This window comes from Micrococcaceae bacterium Sec5.1 (assembly GCA_039636795.1).
GTDB lineage: Bacteria > Actinomycetota > Actinomycetes > Actinomycetales > Micrococcaceae > Arthrobacter.
Genome location: CP143430.1, coordinates 3,029,779 through 3,051,757, shown reverse-complemented (window position 1 = coordinate 3,051,757; position 21,979 = coordinate 3,029,779). Strand labels below are relative to the sequence as shown.

The 21,979-nt window shown below is 62.4% G+C and carries 25 protein-coding genes; 16 read left to right on the top strand and 9 right to left on the bottom strand.

Annotated features, from left to right (window positions below):
* Positions 1–3: 3 nt before the first annotated feature.
* From VUN82_13865 to VUN82_13855, 3 genes are all read left to right on the top strand, one after another.
* Positions 4–2,253, top strand: a complete 2,250-nt coding sequence (locus VUN82_13865; GenBank protein XAS70207.1) for a DUF5682 family protein — start codon at positions 4–6, stop codon at positions 2,251–2,253.
* A complete protein-coding gene (locus VUN82_13860) occupies positions 2,250–3,446 on the top strand; it encodes a VWA domain-containing protein (GenBank protein XAS70206.1) in 1,197 nt (398 codons plus the stop codon). The genes VUN82_13865 and VUN82_13860 overlap by 4 nt, the downstream gene beginning before the upstream one ends.
* A gap of 103 nt (positions 3,447–3,549) precedes the next feature.
* The gene (locus tag VUN82_13855) at positions 3,550–4,806 is read left to right on the top strand and encodes an MFS transporter (protein ID XAS74684.1); all 1,257 of its coding nucleotides are present in this window, start codon (positions 3,550–3,552) and stop codon (positions 4,804–4,806) included.
* Here the strand turns inward: VUN82_13855 and VUN82_13850 are convergent.
* Positions 4,794–5,378: a peroxidase-related enzyme gene (locus VUN82_13850; GenBank protein XAS70205.1), complete on the bottom strand. Its 585-nt coding sequence runs from the start codon at positions 5,376–5,378 to the stop codon at positions 4,794–4,796. The genes VUN82_13855 and VUN82_13850 overlap by 13 nt on opposite strands.
* Before the next feature lie 160 nt (positions 5,379–5,538).
* Between VUN82_13850 and VUN82_13845 the strand changes: the two genes are divergently transcribed.
* Positions 5,539–5,757: a hypothetical protein gene (locus VUN82_13845; GenBank protein XAS70204.1), complete on the top strand. Its 219-nt coding sequence runs from the start codon at positions 5,539–5,541 to the stop codon at positions 5,755–5,757.
* Positions 5,758–5,809: 52 nt separating this feature from the next.
* On the opposite strand, the gene VUN82_13840 is transcribed toward VUN82_13845, so the two are convergent.
* Positions 5,810–6,163 (bottom strand): TraR/DksA C4-type zinc finger protein, encoded by a 354-nt coding sequence (locus VUN82_13840; protein ID XAS74683.1) that lies wholly within the window; start codon positions 6,161–6,163, stop codon positions 5,810–5,812.
* Positions 6,164–6,270: 107 nt separating this feature from the next.
* Between VUN82_13840 and VUN82_13835 the strand changes: the two genes are divergently transcribed.
* Both VUN82_13835 and VUN82_13830 read left to right on the top strand, forming a co-directional pair.
* Positions 6,271–6,681 (top strand): DUF1801 domain-containing protein, encoded by a 411-nt coding sequence (locus tag VUN82_13835; GenBank protein ID XAS70203.1) that lies wholly within the window; start codon positions 6,271–6,273, stop codon positions 6,679–6,681.
* 2 nt (positions 6,682–6,683) lie between these two features.
* Entirely contained in the window at positions 6,684–7,073 is a 390-nt protein-coding gene (locus VUN82_13830; protein XAS70202.1) for a hypothetical protein, read from the top strand.
* Here the strand turns inward: VUN82_13830 and VUN82_13825 are convergent.
* The 3 genes from VUN82_13825 to VUN82_13815 all read right to left on the bottom strand — a co-directional run bounded on the left by VUN82_13825 (position 7,045) and on the right by VUN82_13815 (position 9,097).
* Positions 7,045–7,677 (bottom strand): dihydrofolate reductase family protein, encoded by a 633-nt coding sequence (locus tag VUN82_13825; protein ID XAS70201.1) that lies wholly within the window; start codon positions 7,675–7,677, stop codon positions 7,045–7,047. The genes VUN82_13830 and VUN82_13825 overlap by 29 nt on opposite strands.
* Before the next feature lie 68 nt (positions 7,678–7,745).
* The gene (locus VUN82_13820; GenBank protein XAS70200.1) at positions 7,746–8,627 is read right to left on the bottom strand and encodes an NAD(P)H-binding protein; all 882 of its coding nucleotides are present in this window, start codon (positions 8,625–8,627) and stop codon (positions 7,746–7,748) included.
* Complete coding sequence (locus VUN82_13815) at positions 8,624–9,097, bottom strand: nuclear transport factor 2 family protein (protein ID XAS70199.1); 474 nt, start codon at positions 9,095–9,097, stop codon at positions 8,624–8,626. The genes VUN82_13820 and VUN82_13815 overlap by 4 nt, the downstream gene beginning before the upstream one ends.
* A 99-nt stretch (positions 9,098–9,196) precedes the next feature.
* On the opposite strand from VUN82_13815, the gene VUN82_13810 reads away from it, so the two are divergent.
* The 7 genes from VUN82_13810 to VUN82_13780 all read left to right on the top strand — a co-directional run bounded on the left by VUN82_13810 (position 9,197) and on the right by VUN82_13780 (position 14,361).
* Complete coding sequence (locus tag VUN82_13810; GenBank protein XAS70198.1) at positions 9,197–9,859, top strand: helix-turn-helix domain-containing protein; 663 nt, start codon at positions 9,197–9,199, stop codon at positions 9,857–9,859.
* A gap of 80 nt (positions 9,860–9,939) precedes the next feature.
* Positions 9,940–10,359: an alternative ribosome rescue aminoacyl-tRNA hydrolase ArfB gene (gene arfB, locus VUN82_13805; GenBank protein XAS70197.1), complete on the top strand. Its 420-nt coding sequence runs from the start codon at positions 9,940–9,942 to the stop codon at positions 10,357–10,359.
* A gap of 86 nt (positions 10,360–10,445) precedes the next feature.
* Positions 10,446–10,847, top strand: a complete 402-nt coding sequence (locus VUN82_13800) for a RidA family protein (GenBank protein XAS70196.1) — start codon at positions 10,446–10,448, stop codon at positions 10,845–10,847.
* A 36-nt stretch (positions 10,848–10,883) separates the two neighbouring features.
* Positions 10,884–11,570: an EamA family transporter gene (locus tag VUN82_13795; GenBank protein ID XAS70195.1), complete on the top strand. Its 687-nt coding sequence runs from the start codon at positions 10,884–10,886 to the stop codon at positions 11,568–11,570.
* Positions 11,567–11,785, top strand: a complete 219-nt coding sequence (locus VUN82_13790; protein ID XAS70194.1) for a hypothetical protein — start codon at positions 11,567–11,569, stop codon at positions 11,783–11,785. Before VUN82_13795 ends, VUN82_13790 begins: the two co-directional genes overlap by 4 nt.
* 121 nt (positions 11,786–11,906) lie before the next feature.
* Complete coding sequence (locus VUN82_13785) at positions 11,907–12,953, top strand: homoserine dehydrogenase (GenBank protein ID XAS70193.1); 1,047 nt, start codon at positions 11,907–11,909, stop codon at positions 12,951–12,953.
* The gene (locus tag VUN82_13780) at positions 12,946–14,361 is read left to right on the top strand and encodes an aldehyde dehydrogenase family protein (GenBank protein ID XAS70192.1); all 1,416 of its coding nucleotides are present in this window, start codon (positions 12,946–12,948) and stop codon (positions 14,359–14,361) included. Before VUN82_13785 ends, VUN82_13780 begins: the two co-directional genes overlap by 8 nt.
* Positions 14,362–14,485: 124 nt before the next feature.
* On the opposite strand, the gene VUN82_13775 is transcribed toward VUN82_13780, so the two are convergent.
* Positions 14,486–14,941, bottom strand: a complete 456-nt coding sequence (locus VUN82_13775; protein ID XAS70191.1) for an Lrp/AsnC family transcriptional regulator — start codon at positions 14,939–14,941, stop codon at positions 14,486–14,488.
* A 179-nt stretch (positions 14,942–15,120) separates the two neighbouring features.
* On the opposite strand from VUN82_13775, the gene VUN82_13770 reads away from it, so the two are divergent.
* The gene (locus VUN82_13770) at positions 15,121–15,723 is read left to right on the top strand and encodes an XRE family transcriptional regulator (protein XAS70190.1); all 603 of its coding nucleotides are present in this window, start codon (positions 15,121–15,123) and stop codon (positions 15,721–15,723) included.
* A complete protein-coding gene (locus tag VUN82_13765) occupies positions 15,716–16,447 on the top strand; it encodes a phenylalanine--tRNA ligase beta subunit-related protein (GenBank protein XAS70189.1) in 732 nt (243 codons plus the stop codon). The genes VUN82_13770 and VUN82_13765 overlap by 8 nt, the downstream gene beginning before the upstream one ends.
* A 25-nt stretch (positions 16,448–16,472) precedes the next feature.
* On the opposite strand, the gene VUN82_13760 is transcribed toward VUN82_13765, so the two are convergent.
* Together VUN82_13760 and VUN82_13755 are read right to left on the bottom strand one after the other, a co-directional pair.
* A complete protein-coding gene (locus tag VUN82_13760) occupies positions 16,473–17,717 on the bottom strand; it encodes an MFS transporter (protein ID XAS70188.1) in 1,245 nt (414 codons plus the stop codon).
* Positions 17,714–18,604, bottom strand: a complete 891-nt coding sequence (locus tag VUN82_13755) for a dihydrodipicolinate synthase family protein (protein ID XAS70187.1) — start codon at positions 18,602–18,604, stop codon at positions 17,714–17,716. Before VUN82_13755 ends, VUN82_13760 begins: the two co-directional genes overlap by 4 nt.
* 124 nt (positions 18,605–18,728) lie before the next feature.
* Here VUN82_13755 and VUN82_13750 point away from each other — a divergent pair, with 124 nt between their 5' ends.
* Entirely contained in the window at positions 18,729–20,126 is a 1,398-nt protein-coding gene (locus VUN82_13750; GenBank protein XAS70186.1) for a PLP-dependent aminotransferase family protein, read from the top strand.
* Positions 20,127–20,181: 55 nt separating this feature from the next.
* Here VUN82_13750 and VUN82_13745 read toward each other — a convergent pair whose 3' ends face one another.
* On the bottom strand, positions 20,182–21,930 hold the full coding sequence (locus tag VUN82_13745) for a pyruvate dehydrogenase (GenBank protein ID XAS70185.1): 1,749 nt from the start codon (positions 21,928–21,930) through the stop codon (positions 20,182–20,184).
* Positions 21,931–21,979 lie beyond the last annotated feature (49 nt).

The window sequence follows — 21,979 nt, the reverse complement described above, 5'->3', positions numbered from 1 at the left end:
GCGATGACTGACGTCCACATTCTGGGGATCCGGCACCACGGACCCGGCTCGGCGCACTCGGTGGCCGAAGCGTTGGCTACCCTTCGCCCGGATCTGGTGCTGGTCGAGGGCCCACCTGAGCTCGACCAAGTCATTCCGCTCATCACCGATCCAGGGATGGTTCCTCCCGTAGCCGGCCTGATCTATGCAGTGGATGAGCCGCGGTTGGCTTCCTTTTATCCCATGGCCAGCTTCTCACCTGAATGGGTAGCCATCCGCTGGGCGCTGTCCACAGGGACCCCCGTGCAGGCCATCGATCTGCCAGCGGCACACACGTTCGGACTGAGGGTAGCTGCCGAAGCCGTTGAGTCGATTTCCACCCCGGATCAGCCGTACCGCCCGGATGCAATCGGCATCCTGGCAGAAGCTGCCGGGTACAGCGATGCCGAGCGCTGGTGGGAGGACGCCGTCGAGCACCGCAACTCAAACCCCGTGGAGCGCTTCGAGGCCTTGATCGATGCCATTTCCGAAATCCGGGCACTGGACGACCGATCCCCCGATCATCCGGACGTCGTGGAGAACCACCGCCGGGAAGCGGCAATGCGGCGCATCCTGAGAGCGGCGATTCGTGAAGGATATGGTCGTATCGCTGTGGTCTGCGGCGCCTACCATGCACCAGCACTCGTGCCCGCCGGCTTCCCCTCCGTTTCCGCGGACAACAAAGTACTCTCTGGCCTGCCCAAGGCCAAGGTGGCCGTGACATGGGTCCCGTGGACATCGGACCGGCTCAGCCTGCGGAGCGGATACGGGGCAGGTGTGACGGCACCGGGCTGGTATCAGCATCTGTTCGCGCACTGGATGGCCCAGGATCCAGGCGTGGATGTGTCTACGACCTGGCTTGTTCGAGTTGCCCGGGCTTTGCGCAAGGAAAACCTCGACGCCTCGACGGCCTCCGTGGTGGAGGCGAGCCGGATGGCAAAGACCCTCGCTGCCGTTCGGGGTCGGCCAAGCCCGGGGTTACCCGAACTGGACGACGCTGCGCAGGCCGTCCTGTGCGATGGCTCTCCCCTGCCGTTGGCACTGGTACATCGCGAACTAAGTGTCGGACGGGATTTCGGCAGGGTGCCGGACTCCGCGCCTACGCTTCCGCTGGCTGCTGACCTCGCCGCGGCACAACGCAAACTGAGGATGAAAGCCAGCGCCATGGAAGAGGTCAGGGTCTTGGACCTGCGAAAACCCAACCAACTGGCGCGTTCCGTGCTGCTCCATCGCCTGTCACTGCTGGGTGTGGACTGGGGCGTGCCCACTGACACCGGCCGTACCACCGGCACGTTCAAGGAGGCGTGGACCCTTCTCTGGAAGCCTGAACTCGCCCTGTCCTTGGTGGAAGCCAGCCGGTACGGCACAACAGTTGCCTCCGCCGCAGCGGCGTTTGTGACCGAAGAAGCCCAGGCCGCCGACGGCCTTCCTGTCCTGTCCGAACTGCTGGCAAACTGCCTGCTCGCGGACCTCCCGGACGGTATTTCCGGCGTCGTCTCCGCTCTTGCTGAACGAACAGCGCTCCAGCAGGACGTTCCCCCGCTCCTGGAAACCATTGCGCCTCTTGCCCGCACATGCCGGTACGGAAACGTGCGCGGGGTGGACGTGAGCAATGTCCGAAAGATCCTGGAAGCCACTGTCGTGCGCGCCTGCGTTGGCCTGCCCACAGCGTGCGCAGCTTTGGACGACGAGGCTGCCACCGTCATGCGCGGGGCGATCGACTCCGCCCAGGACGGGCTGTCCCTGCTCCCGGACTTGCCCTTGGACGACTGGCATTCAGCGCTCGCCGCGGTGGCACATTCTGACCGGATCCACGGCTCCGTGGCCGGTCGTGCTCTACGTCTCCTGCTGGACGCCGCCCTGGTGGACGCCGAAGACGTTGCGGCGAACCTCAGCCGCCGTTTGTCTGTCGCAGCCCCGGCCCCCGAGGCTGCGGCCTGGTTGGATGGGCTGCTGTCCGGCGATGCCACGCTGCTGATCCATGATCGCCGCCTCCTTCAGATTGTGGATGAGTGGGTGGATGGCGTGCAGGACGAGGTTTTCGAGGACGTGCTGCCGCTCCTGCGCAGGACATTCTCGGCCTTCAGCCGCCCTGAACGGCGCGAGATCGGTGAGCAGCTGAGCCGTTCCGGCGCCTCGCGGGACACCACAGCAGGTACAAGCTTTGACCTGGCTGCGGCAAGCCCAGCCATCAGGACGATGGCCAGAATCCTCGGATGGGAGGAGATCACATGACAGATGGCAACTTTGAGGAGGATCGGGGGCGCGACCGGCTGGGCCGTTGGCGTCTCGTGCTGGGCGGTAACGAGGCAGACGGCATCTCAAAAGCCGACGGCGAGCGCGTCCAGCTCTCGGCCGATGATGCCCGGCGTGACCAGGATCTTGAGGAGCTATATGGCGCGGGTTCCACTCGCCGAGGTGGGCTCGGGGCCTCGAGTCCACGCGTGGCTCGGTGGCTCGGAGATATCCGGGGATATTTCCCCTCTTCCGTGGTCCAGGTGATGCAGGCTGACGCAATGGACCGTCTGGGGCTGCGGCAATTGCTCCTTGAACCCGAGATGTTGCGAACGGTCCAAGCGGATATCGCCTTGGTAAGCACGCTTGTTGGCCTGGGCAGGGTTATCCCCGAGCAGTCGCGCGAGACAGCAAGGTCTGTGGTTCGCCAAGTGACCAAGGATCTTGAGGATCGTTTGCGCGCAAAGACCGTTCAGGCTGTCGCCGGGGCGCTGAATCGGTCCGCCCGGACCAGGCGACCACGGCACAGGGATATTGACTGGAACAGGACCGTTGCGGCCAACCTTAAGCATTACCAGCCCGAATATCGGACGGTTGTGCCCGAACAACTCCATGGCCATGCCCGGCGCAGCACGGAGATCCAGCGCGAGATCATCCTGTGCATCGACCAATCAGGATCCATGGCGGAATCCGTGGTGTACTCCAGCGTCTTCGGCGCGGTGCTCAGTTCACTGCGTTCCGTGAGCACCCGTCTGGTGGTCTTCGATACCGAAGTCGTTGATCTGACCGAGGACCTGGATGATCCCGTGGACGTGTTGTTTGGTGTGCAGCTCGGTGGTGGTACCGACATCAATCGCGCCCTGGCCTATTGCCAGGATCAGATCACCAAGCCAGCTGAGACCATCCTGGTGCTGATCAGTGACCTTTACGAAGGTGGGATAGCCGAGGAGATGCTGCGCCGTGCCGCTTCGATTGTTGGCGCGGGAACTACCATGATCGCCTTGCTTGCCCTGAGCGACAGTGGTCATCCGTCCTTCGACTCCAGCCACGCCGCAGCGCTCGCCGGGATTGGTGTCCCGGCTTTTGCCTGCACGCCGGACCTGTTTCCGGAGATGATGGCGGCGGCAATTGAGCGCCGGGACGTCAGCGAGTGGGCAACGTCCCAGGGCATCCCAACCACACACGGGACGTAGCAAACTCTGAGGTAGCAAACTGTGCCCACGGGCTCTGGCGGACGCACGGCAACGGGACGAGAATGGGCTTGTGGTCACCCCTCCCAGCGCTGGCGGCGACACCCTGAACGACGCCGCCAGAAAGATTCAACGTGTCTATCTCACGCTGACGCTGGGCAACACGGTGGCTGCTTCCTTCATCTGGGGTATCAACACGCTTTTCCTGCTTGATGCGGGCTTGAGCAACCTTGAAGCCTTCGCGGCCAACGCTTTCTTCACAGCCGGAATGGTCCTTTTCGAGATACCCACAGGCGTTGTCGCTGATGGCTGGGGCCGCCGCACGTCGTTCCTGCTTGGAACGATCACGTTGGCGGCGTCTACGTACTTGTACTACGTGCTCTGGCAGATTTCCGCACCGTTTTGGATGTGGGCCGTTGTGTCGGTGCTCCTTGGTCTCGGGTTCACGTTCTTCTCCGGAGCCGTGGAAGCCTGGCTGGTGGATGCCTTGCGCTTCTCCGGCTATGAAGGCGGCCTTGAAACCGTTCTGGGGCGCGGCCAGATGGTGCAGGGTGTGGCGATGCTGCTGGGTTCAGTGGCAGGTGGGGTGATCGCCCAAGTCACCAACCTTGGCGTCCCGTTCCTCATTCGGGTTTTCGTTCTGGTTGCCATGTTCGCCGTAGCGTTTGGGTTAATGCACGACGTCGGGTTCTCACCTGAGCGGTCCACTCACCCCCTCCGAGCCACCCGCGCAGTACTTTCTGCCTCGATCGAGAACGGCTTGAAAAACCCGCCCGTCCGGTACGTCATGCTGGCCGCTCCCTTTAGTGCCGGCGTCGGGATTTATGTCTTCTACGCCCTGCAGCCATTCCTTCTTGACCTGTATGGCGACCCGCGGGCCTATTCCATTGCGGGTCTGGCCGCTGCAATTGTGGCCGGTTCGCAAATCCTGGGTGGCTGGCTTGCGCCGCATGCCCGGCGTTTATTCCATAAACGAACCTCGGTGCTCATCCTTGGCGGCCTGGCAGGATTCGTGATCCTGGTCGTCCTCGGCTTCACGCGTGTCTTTTGGCTGGCACTGGTGCTGCTGGCACTCTGGGCGGTGGTCGGTTCCGCAGCAACCCCGGTCCGGCAGGCGTACGTCAACGACATGATCCCCTCGAAGCAGCGGGCCACGGTCCTGAGCTTCGATTCGCTCATGGGCTCAAGCGGCGGAGTGGTGGTTCAGCCGCTCCTTGGCCGGGGCGCCGACCTCTACGGCTACCCGGCCTCGTTGGCCATGGCGGGCATCATCGAGCTCATTTCGGTGCCATTCCTGCTGGCGAGCCGGAGGCAAGGGGCATCCGCAGACCGTGCCAACACCGAAGCCGTTCAGTCACCTTGAGCCGGCAGCGGCGTCAACAAGGCGTCCTGAAGCTCGGCGGTCACGCCTGGAGGTACATCGAGGTCCACGGCCAGGGCAAGAAGTGCGCGGCTGAAGTAGTTCCTGGCAGTGGCAGCGAGAGTGATGTCGGCAATCTCCCGGTCGCTGAAGCCCAGATCGCGAAGGTGCTGCGTGTCGTCGTCGTTCATTGCAGCCGCATCGGTGCTGAGCCTGACCGCGTAGTCCATCATCGCGACTTCCTCCGGGGGCAGCCCGGCATCCCTGTAGTCCCGGGCGACAGCGAGTAGTTGCTCCTCATCAATGATGGCCAACGTCTTCTTCCCATGGGCCAACCGGCAGTGGGAGGAACCGATAGCCTGGGCGGCGGCGAGTGTCACAAGTTCGTATCGTCGCAAACCCAGCGATGACACGATTGCCTTAACCAGTGCCTGCCATGCCTTGTACGCCTCCGGGTTTATGCTCATGGCCTTCGTGTGGCTCGGAACATAGCCCATCGACTGCAGATCGGCTTGGTAGATTTCGGCGGTCAGACCCGTGGCCTCGGACTCGGATGGCACCTTGAGTATGGACATGGGCGCTATTGTGGCCCCCGATCAAGGGAATGTAAATGAGGCGGAAAGTCCCTCGGAATGACAGAGTGGGACTTCACCGTGAATTGTGGTGGAACCCAGATACTGAAAGCGTGGACAAGTAATGATCTCCCTCCGGCAGGATTCCCAAGGCTTCATCCGAATGAGCCGGCATTTTCCCGCCAGCGCCTCCGTGTCCATCACCTTTGCCGACGGCACCCAGAAGGTTTTCCAGGGCAAGCGGCTCAACGAAATCTTCGACGATGCGTTGGCCGCGTTCCGGGCAGGAAACAACCTCGACGGCAAGGGCTTCGACCGGGGACCAAAAAAGAAGGTCCAGCAGGGTATCGAGTTCGTCCCCATCAGCCCTGACATGGCGTGAATTGCGCTGGGGCGGGTTTCATATCTGCCTGGGTTTTACTGTTTACCGGGTTTTACCGGTTACCTGAGGCGTGACTCACGCAATAGGGCGTCCACGGCCTGGCTTCGAGCCGCCCTTCGGGAATGGCGACACCACAAATCGCGCATATACCGTACGTTCCATCCGAAATCCGCTGCAATGCGGCCTCAATCTGCTCCAGGCCGATACGGCTCTGGTCCAGCAGCGCCGAGGCCTGTGAGAGCTCGAAGGCGATGGTTGTGCCTTCAGGATCATGCTCGTCGTCGACGTTCGAGTCCTGGCGGGCAAGGCTGACTCCCGTGATGTCGCTGCGCAGCGCCTTCAGCAGCGCAAGCTTCCGGGCGCGTTCCTCCTCCAGGAGAACCCGGAACCGCTCGACGTCGTGCATGTGAGCAAGCCTACTCATCACCTTCAACCTCGTGGTATGGACAATCCCCTGGTATGGACAATCCCCTGCTCTGGACAAGCCGTGGGGTGTGATGCCCTAATAACGTCATGGGGAACTACGCGCGCCATCCCGGAGTCGATAGTTACATGGACGCCCTCCCGGCCTGGCAAAAAGCAGTTTGTGAGGAACTGCGGGACGTGATCCACGAGGCAGAACCGGACGTCGTGGAGACGATCAAGAGACGGGTTCAGCCGTACTTTGTCCTGGAGGGAAACGTCTGTGCTTTGCTCGCGGCCAAGAACCACGTCAACCTCTTTCTCTATGATGGCGCAATTGTTCCCGACCCTGCCGGGATCATTACAGCCGGGCACGATAACAAGACTGGCCGAATGATCAGCTTTTACGTCGATGACGAAGTACCTACGAAGCCCCTGATTGAGATGCTGCGACAGATTGCCGCCAACAATCGCGCAGGTGGGTGGCGGAAGATCAAAAACGACAGGAAGTTTGGGGACTGACCATGACGTTGAACGAAACGATTGCGCGCCTCCGGGCCGCCCACCTCATGGTCCGCGACGCCAAGGAGTGGGACGAGCTGTCCATGAACCTGTGGGCGGCCTACGACGCCAACGACGAAGAACTCATTGAGCAGTTGCGGTCACCGTTCCTGCAGTCCTGGCGGACCGTCACGCGTTACGTGCTCCGTGACACGTTCGACGCAGCAGGCATCACGGTCGGCGAGCCAACGCATCCATGGGGAATTGCGACGCTTTCCGCGAAGGGAACCAGCTGCGAGCCACTCCTGTGCCGCACTGAAGGATTCCAACTGCTCACGTTTGCCGAAATACTGTCCAGCTATTCGGATTCGCTGGAGCCGTTGTTCACGGCTGCCGGACAGGCGGACCGCTGATCAAGGTGGGTATGTACTCCAGCAGCTGCAGTTGACCATCGAAAGTCCTGCTGTTCACCATTTCAAGGGAAATGTCAGGATACCCGTCATAAATCCGCTCCCTGCCGGTGCGGCCTGTGATCACGGGGAAAACAACAATCCTGTAGCGGTCCACGAGTCCGGCCGTCAACAAGGAGCGACAGAGGCTGAGGCTTCCCAGAGTGGTCAGGGCGCCGGTCCGGGTCCGCTTCAGCTCCTTGACAGCTTCCACCGCATCACCGCCCACCAGTTCAGAATTCGGCCAGGCCAGCGGTTCCTGAAGAGTGGACGAGAAGATGATCTTTGGCACGGCCGCCAGGCCGGTCAATGCCGCTCCCTCTTCCTCGGAGAAGCCGGAGTCTTCGCCCGCGGCCTGCTCTGACATGCTTGACATCACCCGGTAGGTGTTGGCCCCCATAAGAGTGGTGAACTCCTTCTTCCCTTCCTCCTCGAGCCAGGCAAGGTATTCCGGGGATTCCAGTCCCCACCAGCCGGGCCAGCCCTCGGCGGAGGCATACCCGTCCAGGGATATGATCAAGTCCACCGTCAACTGCGCTGATGTCGCTTCTGTAGTTGGCTCACCCATGTCTGCTCCTCACGAGATTTCGGGTTGTGCCTAGCATTGTCCTCCCGAAGGACGGTTTGCACCACGACTCACGTGCTCCTGATCTGGTCCAAACTCTCACGCAGTCCGATCACCGGAATTTCAGGGAAGGCGGCACGTTGCACCGCTGGATTGAAGGACGCCTCTCCCGATTCCATCCACAGGGCCGCCCTCGCCATCCGGGCCATAAACGGCGAAATCGGACGTGCGACGGCGGCCATCACCCGTAAGGCTGCCACTGGTATCCGTTGGATCGAACCCTTTCCGGCGTGCGCGAGGACAGCTTCCGCGAGCGTGTTGAAGGAATGCGTTTCGGACCCCCACTCAATGGTCCTTCCATGCAAGGAAGGGCCGGAAAGAGCCAACAAGACAGCGGCTGCAGCGTCCGGCGTCGACGTAAATGTCACTGGTGCCCGTCCCGAACCGAAGACAAGCACCCTGCCCTTCGTGTGAAGGGGCTGGCTCATTGAATCGAGGAACTGCTCGAGGTTTGCTCCCATTCGGATCACTGACCACGCCATGCCCGAGGCCTTCAGCGCCTCCTCCGCTGCGTACTTCATGCGCAGGAAATCCAGAGGGGCATCCGGAGCTGCCCCATGCATCGACATCATGACCACATGCTCCACGCCCGCCCGGGATGCGGCATCGATGAGCCGCAGTGCGCCGTCGCGGTCCACAGTGCGCGGGTTGCCGCCCCTTTTCAGCCCAAAGCCCGACGCCGCAAACACCACATGGCTGCACCCGGCAACGCCCCGCCCGCAGTCCGTGCCTGAGGCGAGGGACCCACGGACAAGCTCGACGCCGTCCATCGGCTTTCCTGGGAATGGCTGGGATTCGCCCCTGGCCATGACCCGCACAGAAGCCCCGTGCCCAACCAGCTCCCCGGTAAGGCGTGAACCCAGGCGGCCCGTGCCACCCACTACGAGGATCATGACCCCTGCGATGTCGGAAGTACGGCCCCAGCCAGAAGACCCGCGCCCGCAGTGGCCTGGACGGCGTCGTCGATGTCACCTGAAGTACGTTCCACAGGTTCGAGATAGAAACGCACGGAGGCGATTCGCTCCTGGCGCACTGTAAAGATCGCGACGCCGGCAAGTTCCACCGGCGTGGCATCGCGCCTGGTGCCCCGGGCGCCCCATTCCACCCAAATGGTTCCGTGCTTGCCTTCTGCGGCGTCGGCGATTGCCGGTGTGAGATCGGGGATGCCAGCAAAAAGGCTGGTCCAGTTGGCGCGGACCTGGGCGCTGCCGGTGAAATTCCGTTCGGGATGAATCGGCGTGATGTTGACGTAGTCGTCGGCGAATTCGGCGACCAAAGCGTCAAGGTCGTGGCGTCCGGAAGCTGCGAACATCCGGCGAACGGGTCCTTCCGGAAGGCGCTCAAGTCCCTCCACGGTTGCCATGGTGACTCCTTGGTGCCCCGCAATTTTCCCCTCACGGGCGGGCAGGGCTGGTATCTTGAATTCAATACAGTTCTCTGTATTGATTGGAGTCTAGAAGTCATGACAACCGGAATCAAGAGTCCCGGCGGAACATCCGGGACTCAACGCAGCTACGATGCAAGCCGTCGCCGCCAAGCGGCCGAGGCATCCCGGCGCACCATCCTTGCGCGCGCCCGGGAACTGTTTCTCCTGCAGGGTTTCGGCGCAACCACCATCGCCGAAATTGCAGGTGCGTCCGGGGTGTCGGCCGAGTCCATCTACAAGAACTTTGGCAGCAAGGCTGGTCTCGTCCGGGCCCTCCACGAGCAGAGCCTCCTTGGCAAGGGCGGCGCGCCTGCCGAACAGCGCTCAGACCTCGCACAAGAGGCGGCAGACGACCCGCGAGCACTGATGGAGCAGTTCGGCCGGTTCACTGCAGAAATCGGCCCCCTCGCGGCGCCGATCATCCTGCTCATCCGCGACGCCGCCGCAACAGGGGATGCCGACATGGCCAACCTCCTGAAGGACGTCGACGACGCCCGCCATCGCCGGATGCTGCACAACGCGCGCCAACTGATTGCCCGTGGCCTGCTTCGTCCGGGCTTGTCCCCGGAAGAGGCCGCGGACGTCATGTTCGCGTGCACCACCCCCGAACTGTTCGAGAGCCTCGTCCTGAAACGAGGGTGGAGCGCAGAGCAGTATGGCCGGTTTGTCGCCTCAACGCTGACTGCAAACCTGCTCTGACCTGCAAAGCTACTCTGACACGTCACGTCGAAGCGCCGCTCCGCTGGGAAGACCCACCCCTGACGTGCAACGCTTGTTCCATGGACTTGGAAATCTCGCCTTCCCTCACGATTCCGGCCTCGGAACTCGGCTGGCGGTTCTCGCGTTCATCAGGACCGGGCGGTCAACACGTCAACACAACCGACAGCAGGGCTGAGCTTTTCTGGAACGTAGCCATGTCGGAAGCGTTGACAGAAAGCCAAAGGGAGATCCTGCTGCGTCGACTGGAGAAGCGACTCGTCGACGGTGTCATCACTGTCACAGCCTCCGAGCAGCGCTCGCAGTTACGCAACCGCGAGAGTGCCCTGGCCAAGTTCGCTGACATTGTGGTGGCCGGCCTTGCCCCAAGGACTGTGCGCAGGGCAACGAAGCCCACCCGCGGGTCTGCCCAGCGGCACCGCGCCGCAAAAGTACAGAGGGCAGCAACCAAACAGCAACGACGGCGGCCGTCGCCTGAATGACGGGTGCCTGAATGACGAAGCCGGCCAGCCCGGGCGCTAGGCCGCACCCCCTTTTGGCAATTGGTCGGGGATGGCAGCATACAGTCATGTCATCCATCCAGCGCATCAGGCCCGAGGGGCTTGTCTCCAGCCCCGCATTCAGCCACGTAGCCATCGTCCCTCCAAACGCCACCACCATCTACGTCGGTGGCCAGAACTCGGTCGACAGTGGCGGTTCGCTTATCGGCGAAGGTGATGTTGGAGTGCAATCTGCCCGCGCCTTGGCGAACGCAAAGACCGCGCTGGCGGCTGCCGGGGCAACCCTCAGCGATGTTGTGCAGTGGACGGTTCTCTTCGTGGACGGTGCCGACCTCGCGGCAGGGTATGGGGCCATCGCGGCAGACCTCGCCGCCGACGAGCCGCCCCTCGTGACAGCAGCGTTTGTGTCCCGTTTGGGCGTTCCCGGGGCGCTGGTGGAGATCAGTGCGGTAGCCGCCGTCGAGCGGTAAGAACAAGACTGCACTCAAAGTGCAGTATTATGCCTTATGACCACAATCAAAGGCCGAATCCCCCCATGGCTCCTGACCGTCGCAGCAATGTTCTCCATCCAGCTCGGCTCCGCCCTCTCCCTGGGGTTGATGCCGACGTTGGGTCCCCTCGGAACAGCATGGCTGCGCCTGAGTATGGGAGCGCTCATCCTGCTGGCGCTGGCCCGTCCACCCCTGAAGAACCTGCGACTTCGTGACGCTCCGGTGGTGGTTGGCCTCGGCGTCGCCACCGCAGTAATGTCGGTGACGTTTCTTGCCGCCATGGAACGCATTCCCATGGGAACAGCGGTTGCCATTGAATTCCTCGGACCGCTTACGGTTGCAGCCTTGCGGGGCCGCGGGGTCCGTTCCTTGATCCTGCCGGCAACGGCACTGGCAGGCGTCGTGCTGCTCACCGAACCGTGGGCAGGCCACGTGGACCTGCTCGGAGTCGGTTTTGCGGTGATGGGCGCCGTGGGGTGGGCCATCTACATCCTTTTGACCCAGCGGGTGGGTGATCGCTTCAATGGAATCGGAGGCCTCGCGCTGACCATTCCGATTGCTGCTGTAGCCGCGGCACCCTTTGGACTGCCGCAAGCCATAGGCCACATCACGTGGGAAACCGTGGCCGTTGCCGCCGCCTTGGCAGTGCTATTATACCGGTTCTGCCCTACATTCTGGAAATGTTTGCCCTCCGCCGCATGACACACACAGCATTCGGGACTCTTCTGGCTATGGAACCAGCCATCGGCGTGCTGCTCGGCGCGATCGTCCTGCGTCAGTTGCCATCGATGCTGCAACTCGCAGGTCTCTTGCTCGTCATTGTCGCCGGTGCTGCGGCGCAGCGCGGCGGGCGGCGGCAACAGCAACCCGTCGTACCGGCTCCTCTTCCAACGAGGGGCCGCACCGCGGGCGTTTGAGCATGGTTGGCAGCTTTTTTGGGCGTTTCGTCATCCTTGGCGGGCGATTCGCGTCTAGGGAACTGACACTCCTGGAACCGAGGCTTAAAGGACAGCACCACCGCCCTACCAAGGAGATCACGTGACTACCTACAACCTGGCCCTCATCGGTTTCGGAGGCGTCAACCGCGCTTTGGCCGAGCTCATCCGGGACGAACCCCAGCGATTTGCCTCACTCGGATTCGAGCTTCGCGTCGTGGCCATCACTGATCTTGCCTTCGGCTCGCTCGTCCAAGGAGACGGGATCGACCTTACGGCCGTGCTCGCTATGCCCCGAGGGGCCTCGTTCGAGGGACTGCCAGGTGGCAGCCCGGATCCCCGCAACGAAGACGTCATCAAGAACAGCCCGGCCGACATCGTCGTTGAGGCTACCTTCACCAGTCCGATCGACGGCGAACCGGCAGTTTCGCATGTCAAATGGGCCATCGAGTCCGGCAAGCATGTGGTGACCACCAACAAGGGTCCTGTGGCGTTGCACGGCCGGGAACTGGGCCAGCTTGCGGCAAACAATGGTGTCCGTTTCGAATACGAGGGCTCAGTCATGAGCGGCACGCCCGTCATTCGACTCGCACACAAAATGCTGGGCGGCCTCGAATTGAACTCCGTTCAAGGCATCCTGAACGGAACCAGCAATTACGTCCTGGGTCGGATGGAGGCCGGGCTGGGCCTGGACGCAGCCATTGCCGAAGCCCAGGAGCGTGGATACGCCGAAGCGGATCCCACTGCAGACATCGGCGGCTCGGATGTCCGGTTGAAGGTCGCCATCCTGGCCAATGAGCTGCTCGGTGCCACCATCCACCCCAATGATGTTCAAACCACAGGCATTCAGGACATCAAGGGTGATGACGTCGCCCAAGCCCTGGCCAATGGCCTCCGCTGGAAGCTCATCGGCGAAGCACGCCGCGAGAGCGATGGCAGCATCGTTGCTACTGTCCAGCCCATCGCCCTCCCGGCAGACCACCCGCTGGCTGGGATTTCCGGTGCCACCAACGCCGTATCCTTCAGCACGGATTTGCTGGGGGCCGTCACGGTATCGGGCCCTGGAGCCGGGCGCGTGGAAACTGCCTATGCCCTCATCTCCGACATCATCGCCGTCGACGAATTCGCCAAAGGAGCGGTCCGTGCCTGAAACAGCCATTGCCCACTCGACAACGGCAGCCGCTACCAGTGACCTGGTGGTGTACGACAAATTTGACGGTACCGTCCTGGCAACCCTTCCCCAGTGCACGGAGGCAGACGTACGCGTCGAACTCATCCGCGCCGCTGCGTCCGCTCCGGCAGCGGCAGCCATGCCCCGCCATGAGCGTGGCCGAATTCTGGACGCCGCTGCAGACCTGCTCCAGCAACGGGCGCAGAAAGTGGCTGGGCTAATCGTCGCCGAGGCCGGGAAGACCATCACGCAGGCACTCAAAGAGGTCTCCCGTGCGGTCAACACGCTCAAGCTGTCGGCAGCGGAAACCCGCCGTAACGTTGGCGAAGTAGTTCCCTTCGACTCCTTCGCCGGCTCCGAAAACCGCCAGGGATGGTTCACCCGTGAGCCGTTGGGGCTTATCGCTGCCATCACCCCTTACAACGACGCCCTGAACCTGGTGGCGCACAAGCTCGGGCCGGCGATTGCCGGAGGAAACACCGTCATCCTCAAGCCATCCCAGCTGACACCCCTGACGGCCATTCTCCTCGTGGACCTGTTGCGCGAGGCAGGCCTGCCGGCGGAGTTCGTCACTGTTGTCCTGGGCGATCGCACCATCGCGCAAACCATCATCTCGTCCAAACTGGTTCGAATGGTCTCCTTCACGGGCGGCTTTTCCACGGGCCGGGCCATCGCCGCCAACGCCGGCATCAAGCGCCTGTCCATGGAACTTGGCGGCAACGCGCCAGTCATCGTGTTCGACGACGCGGACCTTCCCGCCGCCGTCGAGGCCAGTGTTTCCGGTTCCTTCTGGGCCGCTGGACAGAACTGCATCGGCGCCCAGCGGATCCTCGTCCAGCGGTCAGTCTTCGACGCCTTCCTTCACGCCTTTGTTGCCCAAACGGCCGCCCTGATTGCAGGCGATCCCCGCAGGGAGCAGACCGACGTCGGACCCATGATCAGCGCTGCGTCTGCCGCTGAAGCGAAGCGTAAGATCGACGAGGCAGTGTCGGCCGGGGCACGACTGCTCACTGGCGGCACCCTGGATGGCGCGCTCCTGACGCCTGCTGTCCTGACCGGAGTCCCGCGCAACTGCGAGGCATGGAGCGAAGAATTGTTCGCACCCGTGGTCCTGGTGGAACCTTTCGACTCCGCCGAGGAAGCCATCGAACTGGCCAACGACAGCGAATACGCCTTGCAGGCCGGGGTATTCACCAAGGACTTGGCCCGTGCGCTGGCCACCGCCAAGGCAATCGACGCAGGCGGGGTGATGATCAACGATTCTTCGGACTACCGGCTAGATGCCATGCCTTTTGGCGGTTCGAAATACGGCAGCATGGGCAGGGAAGGCGTCCGCTTCGCCTACGAGGAAATGACGCAGCCCAAGGTCATAGCGATCACTTCATGACGATCGTCTGACGTTACCGTCAATCAATCAGGCTGTGCCGATCCGGCGTTGCGTAACCACCTTGGTTCCGCAGCGCCGGAACCATTTAAGCCCAGCATGGTTCACGCCGTCTCAGCACGCTGCCTTAACGAGGCGCCTGCCTGTCGATGACTGTGGAGAGGGACAAGGCGGTGGTGATGTCGCGGACTCCACGAAACTCTGAGACCTGCCTCCAGATTTCCTGGATTCGTGCGGCGTCCGGGGCCTCAACCCTGACCACGATATCCAGTTCGCCGCTGACAACATCGCAAGTTGCGATTTCAGGAATTGCCTTGAGCCCGGCAATCACGTCCCCGCCCCGCATCCTGTCATGCCGTTGGATCAGAAGCACGGCATTGACCGTGGGCGTGCCTTCTCCGGCCGATTCCTTGATGGTGTATCCGTGGATATACCCGTCCCGTTCAAGCCGCTCAATCCGTTGCCGCACCGCGTTGCGGGAGAGCAGCACCTTCTCCCCCAGCTGGGCAAGGCTGATACGGGCATTGCGCCGCAGCTCGGCCAGAATCTGCGCATCTATCTCATCACGTGGACTCTTCGGCACGGACGCTCCTGTCTGAGGGATGTGAACATGTGTTTGGGCGTCCTTCGATGCAGGAATGCCGCCGCGGCAAGCGTGTCCAGCAAATTGGCCGGTACAAACATATCCCATTGGTGTATTGCTTCTTGGACTGGTTGGCAGGGATATTGCCCACTGCACTCTAAGTGCATTATGCTGCATTGATGGAAGAAAACATCGCATCGCTTGCCTCCGCCATCGGGGGACGGGTTAGGCAGGAGCGCCAGGCACGTCACTGGACCCTGGACCAACTGGCCGAAGCTGCCGGCGTAAGCCGACGCATGCTCATCAACGTGGAACAAGCAACCATGAACCCCAGTGTGGGCACTCTTCTGAGGATCAGCGCCGCGCTCGGTGTAGGTCTGCCGGACCTGGTCCAGTCCCCCGAGCCCAAGGGAGTCAAGGTGACACGAAAGGGTGAAGGTGCCCTGCTGTGGAGCAGTGAAGCAGGCGGACGCGGAGTACTCGTTGCGGGAACGGAACCGCCGGAAGTGATGGAACTCTGGGATTGGACCCTCGCCCCTGGAGACCAGCACGTCAGTGAGCCTCATACGCCTGGTACCAAGGAACTCCTGCAGGTTCTGCAAGGCACCGTTACCGTCGTCGCCGCAGAGCAGACGGTGGTCCTTGAGGCGGGCGACTCGCTGTCTTTCCCGGGAGACGTAGCCCATTCCTACGGCAACAACGGCCCGGACGCAGCAAGGTTCTCACTCGCTGTTTTTGAACGTGGAGTGGGATCGGCGCATCGAGAGGCGAACAATGCTTAGGGTTGAATACCTCCAGGAAATTCTCCACGCCGCCCACGTTGAACCTGCCGTCTTCGAACTGCAACCGGACTACAAAGCCCTCTTAATCGCCGTCGATGGTCTCGTGCCGGGTCCCAGCGATGATGCCAGCGATGCCCTGTTGCATCAGGCGGAGGCGGCAGCCCGGACGGCGCTCAGAGAGCAGAAGGTCGAGCACCTCCCGCATGTTGCCGCGTGGCGGAAGGCCTACCAATCCTTCGGAGCAAAGCCCAACCGCACCCGCAACAGCCTTGAAGCACTGCTTCGACGGGCTGATGCCGGCCTGCCCAGGGTCAACAGGCTCACGGACCTCTACAACGCGGTATCGGTACTGCACCAGATTCCGCTCGGCGGCGAAGACCTTTCCAGTTACAGTGGGGCGCCGCGGCTGATCCGTGCAACGGGCCAGGAGCCCTTCGACACGGTTGCCAGCGGCGAGCCCATTGTCGAACACCCCGATGAAGGGGAAGTTGTATGGTGCGACGTCGACGGCGTCACTTGCCGTCGCTGGAATTGGCGCCAGGGCCGCCGCACGCAACTGCGGGACGATACAACCTCGGCGTTGTTCATTCTTGATGCCCTCGCACCCGTGACCACCGACGATCTCCTTGCCGCCGGCGAGGACCTCACCACGCACCTGCGCCTCCTGGGAGCTGAGGTCGTAACCGCCCAGCGGCTGATTGACGCCGGCACACTCCAGCACTGACCTCTGTCGAATCAACCACGTCAGATCAGCTGAGAGGAGCCGGTCCTGCCGTTTGGGCACGCTCACGACGCCGGTCAACCAGGGAAGCGCTCACGGCCACCGCGATGAGTGCGGACGCCAAAAGCAAGGGCAGATGTGTCATTGGTACAACCATGGCCCCTGCCAACGCTGTGCCGGCAGAACCTGCAGTGATCTTCAAGGCGCCGATCCACACGAAGACCTGACCTCGTGCGCCAGTTGGGGCGTATTCGCTGCGTGCGGCCAGTGTTGCGGCGAAAAAGCAGGAGTTGAGCACTCCAGCCAGGGAATAGACCACCACGGCTGCCGGAAACATCCCGGCGAAGGCTGCCCCACACAGCGCAACCCCAACAGCAGCTCCCAGCCAGGACATGAGGTGGTCCGCTTCGCTTCGCAGGGGCCGGATCATGACGCCGGCGGATCCGAGAAGCCCGCCCAGACCATATGCGGCCGTCAGGACTCCTGCAGCAGCTGGCTCGACTCCGAGTTCTGCCGTCGAAGCCACTGCTGTGATCGGCAACGCAGCGACCGACAGGGCGATGATGACCGTCAGGTAGAGCGTGCGGCGCAAGGGTCCGGTGGACAGTATCATCAGCAATGTACGGCCAGGGCGCGGTACGTCAGATGGGGCCAATGCTGGAGGAGAAGGGGGCAAAAGCCTGACGAGAGCGGCGGCGACAAATGTTAATCCGGCAAGGATCAATGCCGCCAGTGCCGGATTCGCCCAGGCCGAAACAGCTGCGACCAAAGAGGGACCAATGGTTCCGCTGATGCCATACGTTGCTACATCCCATCCATGTGCGCGTCGCTGGCTGGTTCTGCTGGCCCCAGCGATCGCCGAGAGCCTGCTGCTAATACCGCCTGTCAGTAGTGGACCGACCAATCCGGACGCAATGAGCAGTAGAGCCGGAACGATTGGAGGAGTCAGCGGGTACAGCAGGACAGCTGCTGCCAAGGTAACGCCGTGCATCAGGCACGCCCAAGCGATCACCGTCCTGCCGTCCCGGGCAGTATCGAGAGTTCTGGCAACGAACGGACCGAAGAGGTGGGGAGCGGTGATGCAGGCACCCAGTATTCCGGCCAGCCAACCCGGCGCCCCGCTGGTTGTCACCAGCAGGACAATGGCGACGACCGCACCCCCATCGGCGCTGCGGGCCAGGGTGGCTGCAACGACATAGCGGGCCAACCCGCCCGGAGATGTCTGCTCACCCGTAGCTGTACGGCTGGCTTTGCGCCCTTCGATGAGGCTCATGTCGTCTCCAATCCACATTGGCGGATGGCATCGGCGACTCTGCTGCGTCCTTCGGGATCCAGGCCACGCAGCGGCAAGGGCAAGGCTGAGGATGGAATGAGCCTCAGCTCTTCGGCCAGTGCTGCGGTGACACGGAGGCTGCCGTAGGTTCGGAAAAGGGACCAGAGGGGTTCCAGCGCGGCGGAAGCTGCCATCGCATCATCGCGCCGACCAGCCAAAGCGTGATCAACGATTTCCCGGGCCTGACGAGGAAGGATCCCGCCGATCACCGAGTACCAGAGATCGCAACCGGCAAGCAGTGCTTCGGCGGCGATCCAATCTCCGCTGATTCCCACAGATGTTTGCTGGGGCAAAACTGCGCGGAGCTTGCCGAGCCTGGTGGCAATGTCACTGTCGGCGGGCGGCGGAATCTTGATGGATGTGATCCCTGGGATCCGGGCGATCCGTCCGTGCAGCTCGTCGGTGAAGGTAAAGCCCGTTGTGCCGGGGTTGTCATACACAACGATCGGAAGGTCTGACTCCGACGCAACGTCCTCAAACAGACCGAAAACCTCCGCTTCCGACAGGCGTTGATAGGACACCGGGGACAAGAGCAATGCTGAGGCGCCGGCGGTATGTGCATCGCCGGCAAGCGTGAGGACGTCGCGGGTACGCAAAGCCCCAACACCAGCCAAAACTGGCACGCCACCCGCAGCCTCTACGGACGTTTCAAGGACCATGCGGCGTTCTTCACGGGAGAGATAAGCGTAGTTTCCAGTCGAGCCAAGAACACCGAGTGAATCCACACCGGACTGCGCCGCGCGGGCCACCAGCCGGGCAACGGCGTCCAGATCGACACTTTCACCGCTCATGGGTGTCAGGGGGAATGCGCTGAGGCCGTTGAACACTACAGTCCTGCTTTCTTGTGGCTGTGGCCGGGTGCGAACACAGCAAATGGGTGACTACGCGTCTCATGCTGTCAAAGGGCTTGGTCCTACACTAGATCCAAGAATGAACAACTCTGGAGGTCCAATGAGCGAATCGGAAATACCCATCGAGCTCGACAGGAAGAGTCCGGCCTCCCTGTCCGCCCAAGTTGCAAGCCAGCTCCGTACCGCCATCCTCAGCGGACTCCTGCAGCCTGAGCACACGCTCCCCGCCACCCGCCGGCTGGCCGCGGATTTAAGGGTTTCCCGTGGTGTGGTGGTGCGCGCCTTCGAGCAACTCTCCGGGGAAGGGTTCCTGGAAAGCAGCGGTACTGGCGGGACCAAAGTAGCGGTCCGGCCGGACATCCAACAGCGCCCCTTTGAACAGAAGTCGCAGAGCAACAGCCCTGTCCGCGCGGAGGTGATTGACCTGACCCCCGGCCGCCCCTCGGGATCGCCGTTCCAGGACAGGGAGTGGCGTAATGCATGGAAAAGGGCCTTGGCGGAGCAAGGAAACACGCATCTGCCGCCAGCCCTTGGAACGTTGGACCTGCGGGAAGCCGTGGCCGGTCACCTGGCGGTGTCCAGGGGCCTGGCCGTAGACCCCGAGGACGTCATCATTACGGCTGGCACCAGTGATGCGCTGCACTTGATAGTGGCCATGCTTCGCGGCAAGAGGAACAATCCGCGCATCCTGGTTGAGGACCCGGGCTACCCCACGGCGCGACGCGTGATGAGCGCGGCTGGTGCCCAACTTCAGCTGCTTCCCGTGGACCAAGACGGCCTGAAGAGCTCCCAACTCGCAGGACTCAACGCCATTCCCGACGCCGTCCTCATCACCCCCAGCCACCAGTACCCTCTTGGTGGCAGGATGGCAGTCCAGGAACGGCTCGGCCTGCTGAAGTGGGCGGACCGCCACGGCGTGCTGGTGCTGGAGGACGATTACGACAGCGAATTCCGTCACAGCAGAATGCCCCTGCCGGCCGTCGCATCCTTGCCCGCAGCTGCCGACGTCGTACTTCTCGGAACGTTCTCAAAGAACCTGAGTCCTTGGCTGCGCTGCGGATATCTGGTGGTCCGGGGCGCAGCCGGACAACGCCTCAAGGCAATGCGTGAAGCGTTGGACACTCCGGTTGCCGGGGTCCTGCAGTCGGCCCTCGCCTATTACCTTCAGGGCGGTGGACTCTCCCGTCACATTGCCCGCGCCCGGAGGGAATATTCGCACCGCCGTTCCCTGCTCATTGAGCGCTTAGGCGCGCGGACAGATGTGGAGCTTGCAGGCCTCGACGGCGGATTGCATGCAGTGATCCGCTTCGAACAGCCTGACGCAGCGGACCTGGCTGCGAAGGCGCTGGAACGGGGCGTGCGGGTCATCCCTTTGGCCGGGTATTACGCCGAACGCCCACCGGTGAACGGATTGGTCATCGGGTATGGCGCAGTGTCCGACCTCCAGTTGTCCAAAGCCCTCACCATCCTTGGAAACCTACTTGACGAACATTCGTAGGCCAGAGAATCTATACCTGCTGTCGGCTTGAAGCTGCTGCCGCCAAAGACTCCTCTCAGCGCCGAGGAATATTGCGCAGGTTGCTCCGGGCCATGCTCACAGCTTCACCGGCTCCGCGGTTCAAGACCACTTTGGACATGGCCGTCGCGAAACCGATGACTTGTTGCCCGGAAATCTTTGGCGGGATGGACAGTGCATTCGGATCAGTGATGAGTTCCACCAGCGAAGGACCCGGGTGGGCGAACGCCTCCCGATACGCTTCCTCGATATTCGCCGGATCCGTCACCCGAACAGCATGGAAGCCCAAGGCCTTCGCAACGGCCGCATAGTTGGCGTCCGGCACATCAACGCCGAAATCGGGCAGCCCGTCCACCAACATTTCGAGCTTGACCATGCCCAGCGTTGAGTTGTTGAAGACCACGACGTTTACCGGCAGTTGATGTGCGGCCACGGTAATGAGCTCACCCAGCAGCATGGACAAGCCCCCGTCGCCGGAGACAGAAACCACCTGGCGCCCGGGATAGGCAACCTGTGCACCGATCGCGTGCGGAAGGGCGTTGGCCATGGACCCGTGAAGGAAGGAACCGATCAGCCGGCGCGTGCCGAGCGGGTTGATATAGCGAGCCGTCCAGACGTTGCACATTCCGGTATCCGCGGTGAAGATGGCGTCATCCGCCGCCACTTGGTCCAGCAGCGAAGCAGCGTACTCAGGATGAATGGGCTGCTTCTTTTCGACCTTCCTTGTGTACGCGCCCACGGCCTTGTTCATCAGGCGGTCGTGCTTCTTCAGCATCTGGTCCAGGAAGCGGCGGTTCTTCTTTGGATTCACCAAAGGCAGAAGGGCGGTCAGAGTAGGAAGGACATCTCCATGAACAGCAATGTCGACGTCGGTCCTCCTCCCCAGCCGCTGCGCCGCGCGGTCAACCTGTGCCGTCCGTGTGTCCGGCAGGAATTGGTCGTAGGGAAAATCGGTACCCAGGAGGATCAGCAGATCAGCGTCCTCGATGCCCTCCGCCGCCGCACCGTAGCCGAGAAGACCGGTCATACCGATGTCGAACGGGTTGTCGTACTGGACGAAGTCCTTGCCGCGCAGTGAGTGGCCAATCGGAGCATTGACCAACTCCGCCAAAGCAATGAGTTCGTCGTGGGCTCCCTGGACACCCGCCCCCGCGAAAATGGCGACCTTACCGGCGTCGTTGATGGCGTCAGCCAGTTCCTGAACGCTCGACTGGTCCGGGACCAGGCTCGCTGGCCGGAAGATGGCGGGCAACGGCGTCGGCGCGGTGGCTTCAAGCCCGGCGATATCGCCGGGAAGAGTCACGACGGCGACCCCTCCCAGGGCTACAGCGTTCTGGATAGCGCTGTGCATCACGCGGGGCGCCTGCTCGGCGGTGCTGATCAGTTCCGAATAGACCGAGCATTCAGTGAAGATCCGGTCGGGATGGGTTTCCTGGAAGAATCCGCTGCCGATCTGCTTGCTGGGGATGTGCGAAGCGATGGCAAGGACCGGCGCCCCAGTGCGGTTGGCGTCGTAGAGTCCGTTGATCAAATGGAGGTTGCCAGGGCCACAAGAGCCGGCACAGACAGCAAGCTTCCCAGTAAGTTGCGCCTCGGCCGCTGCGGCAAAAGCGGCGGCCTCCTCGTGGCGGACATGGATCCAGTCGATGCCGCCTTTGGCCGAACCTCCCGTTTGACGGACAGCGTCCACTATTGGATTGAGGCTGTCTCCGACGATTCCATAAATCCGCTGCACGCCGGCAGCCTGGAGTTGTTCGATGAGCTGGGTAGCAAGTTCCTTGGCCATAGTGTGCAGACTCCCGCGATTGTGGTGGTGGGCTGACATGGTCAATATA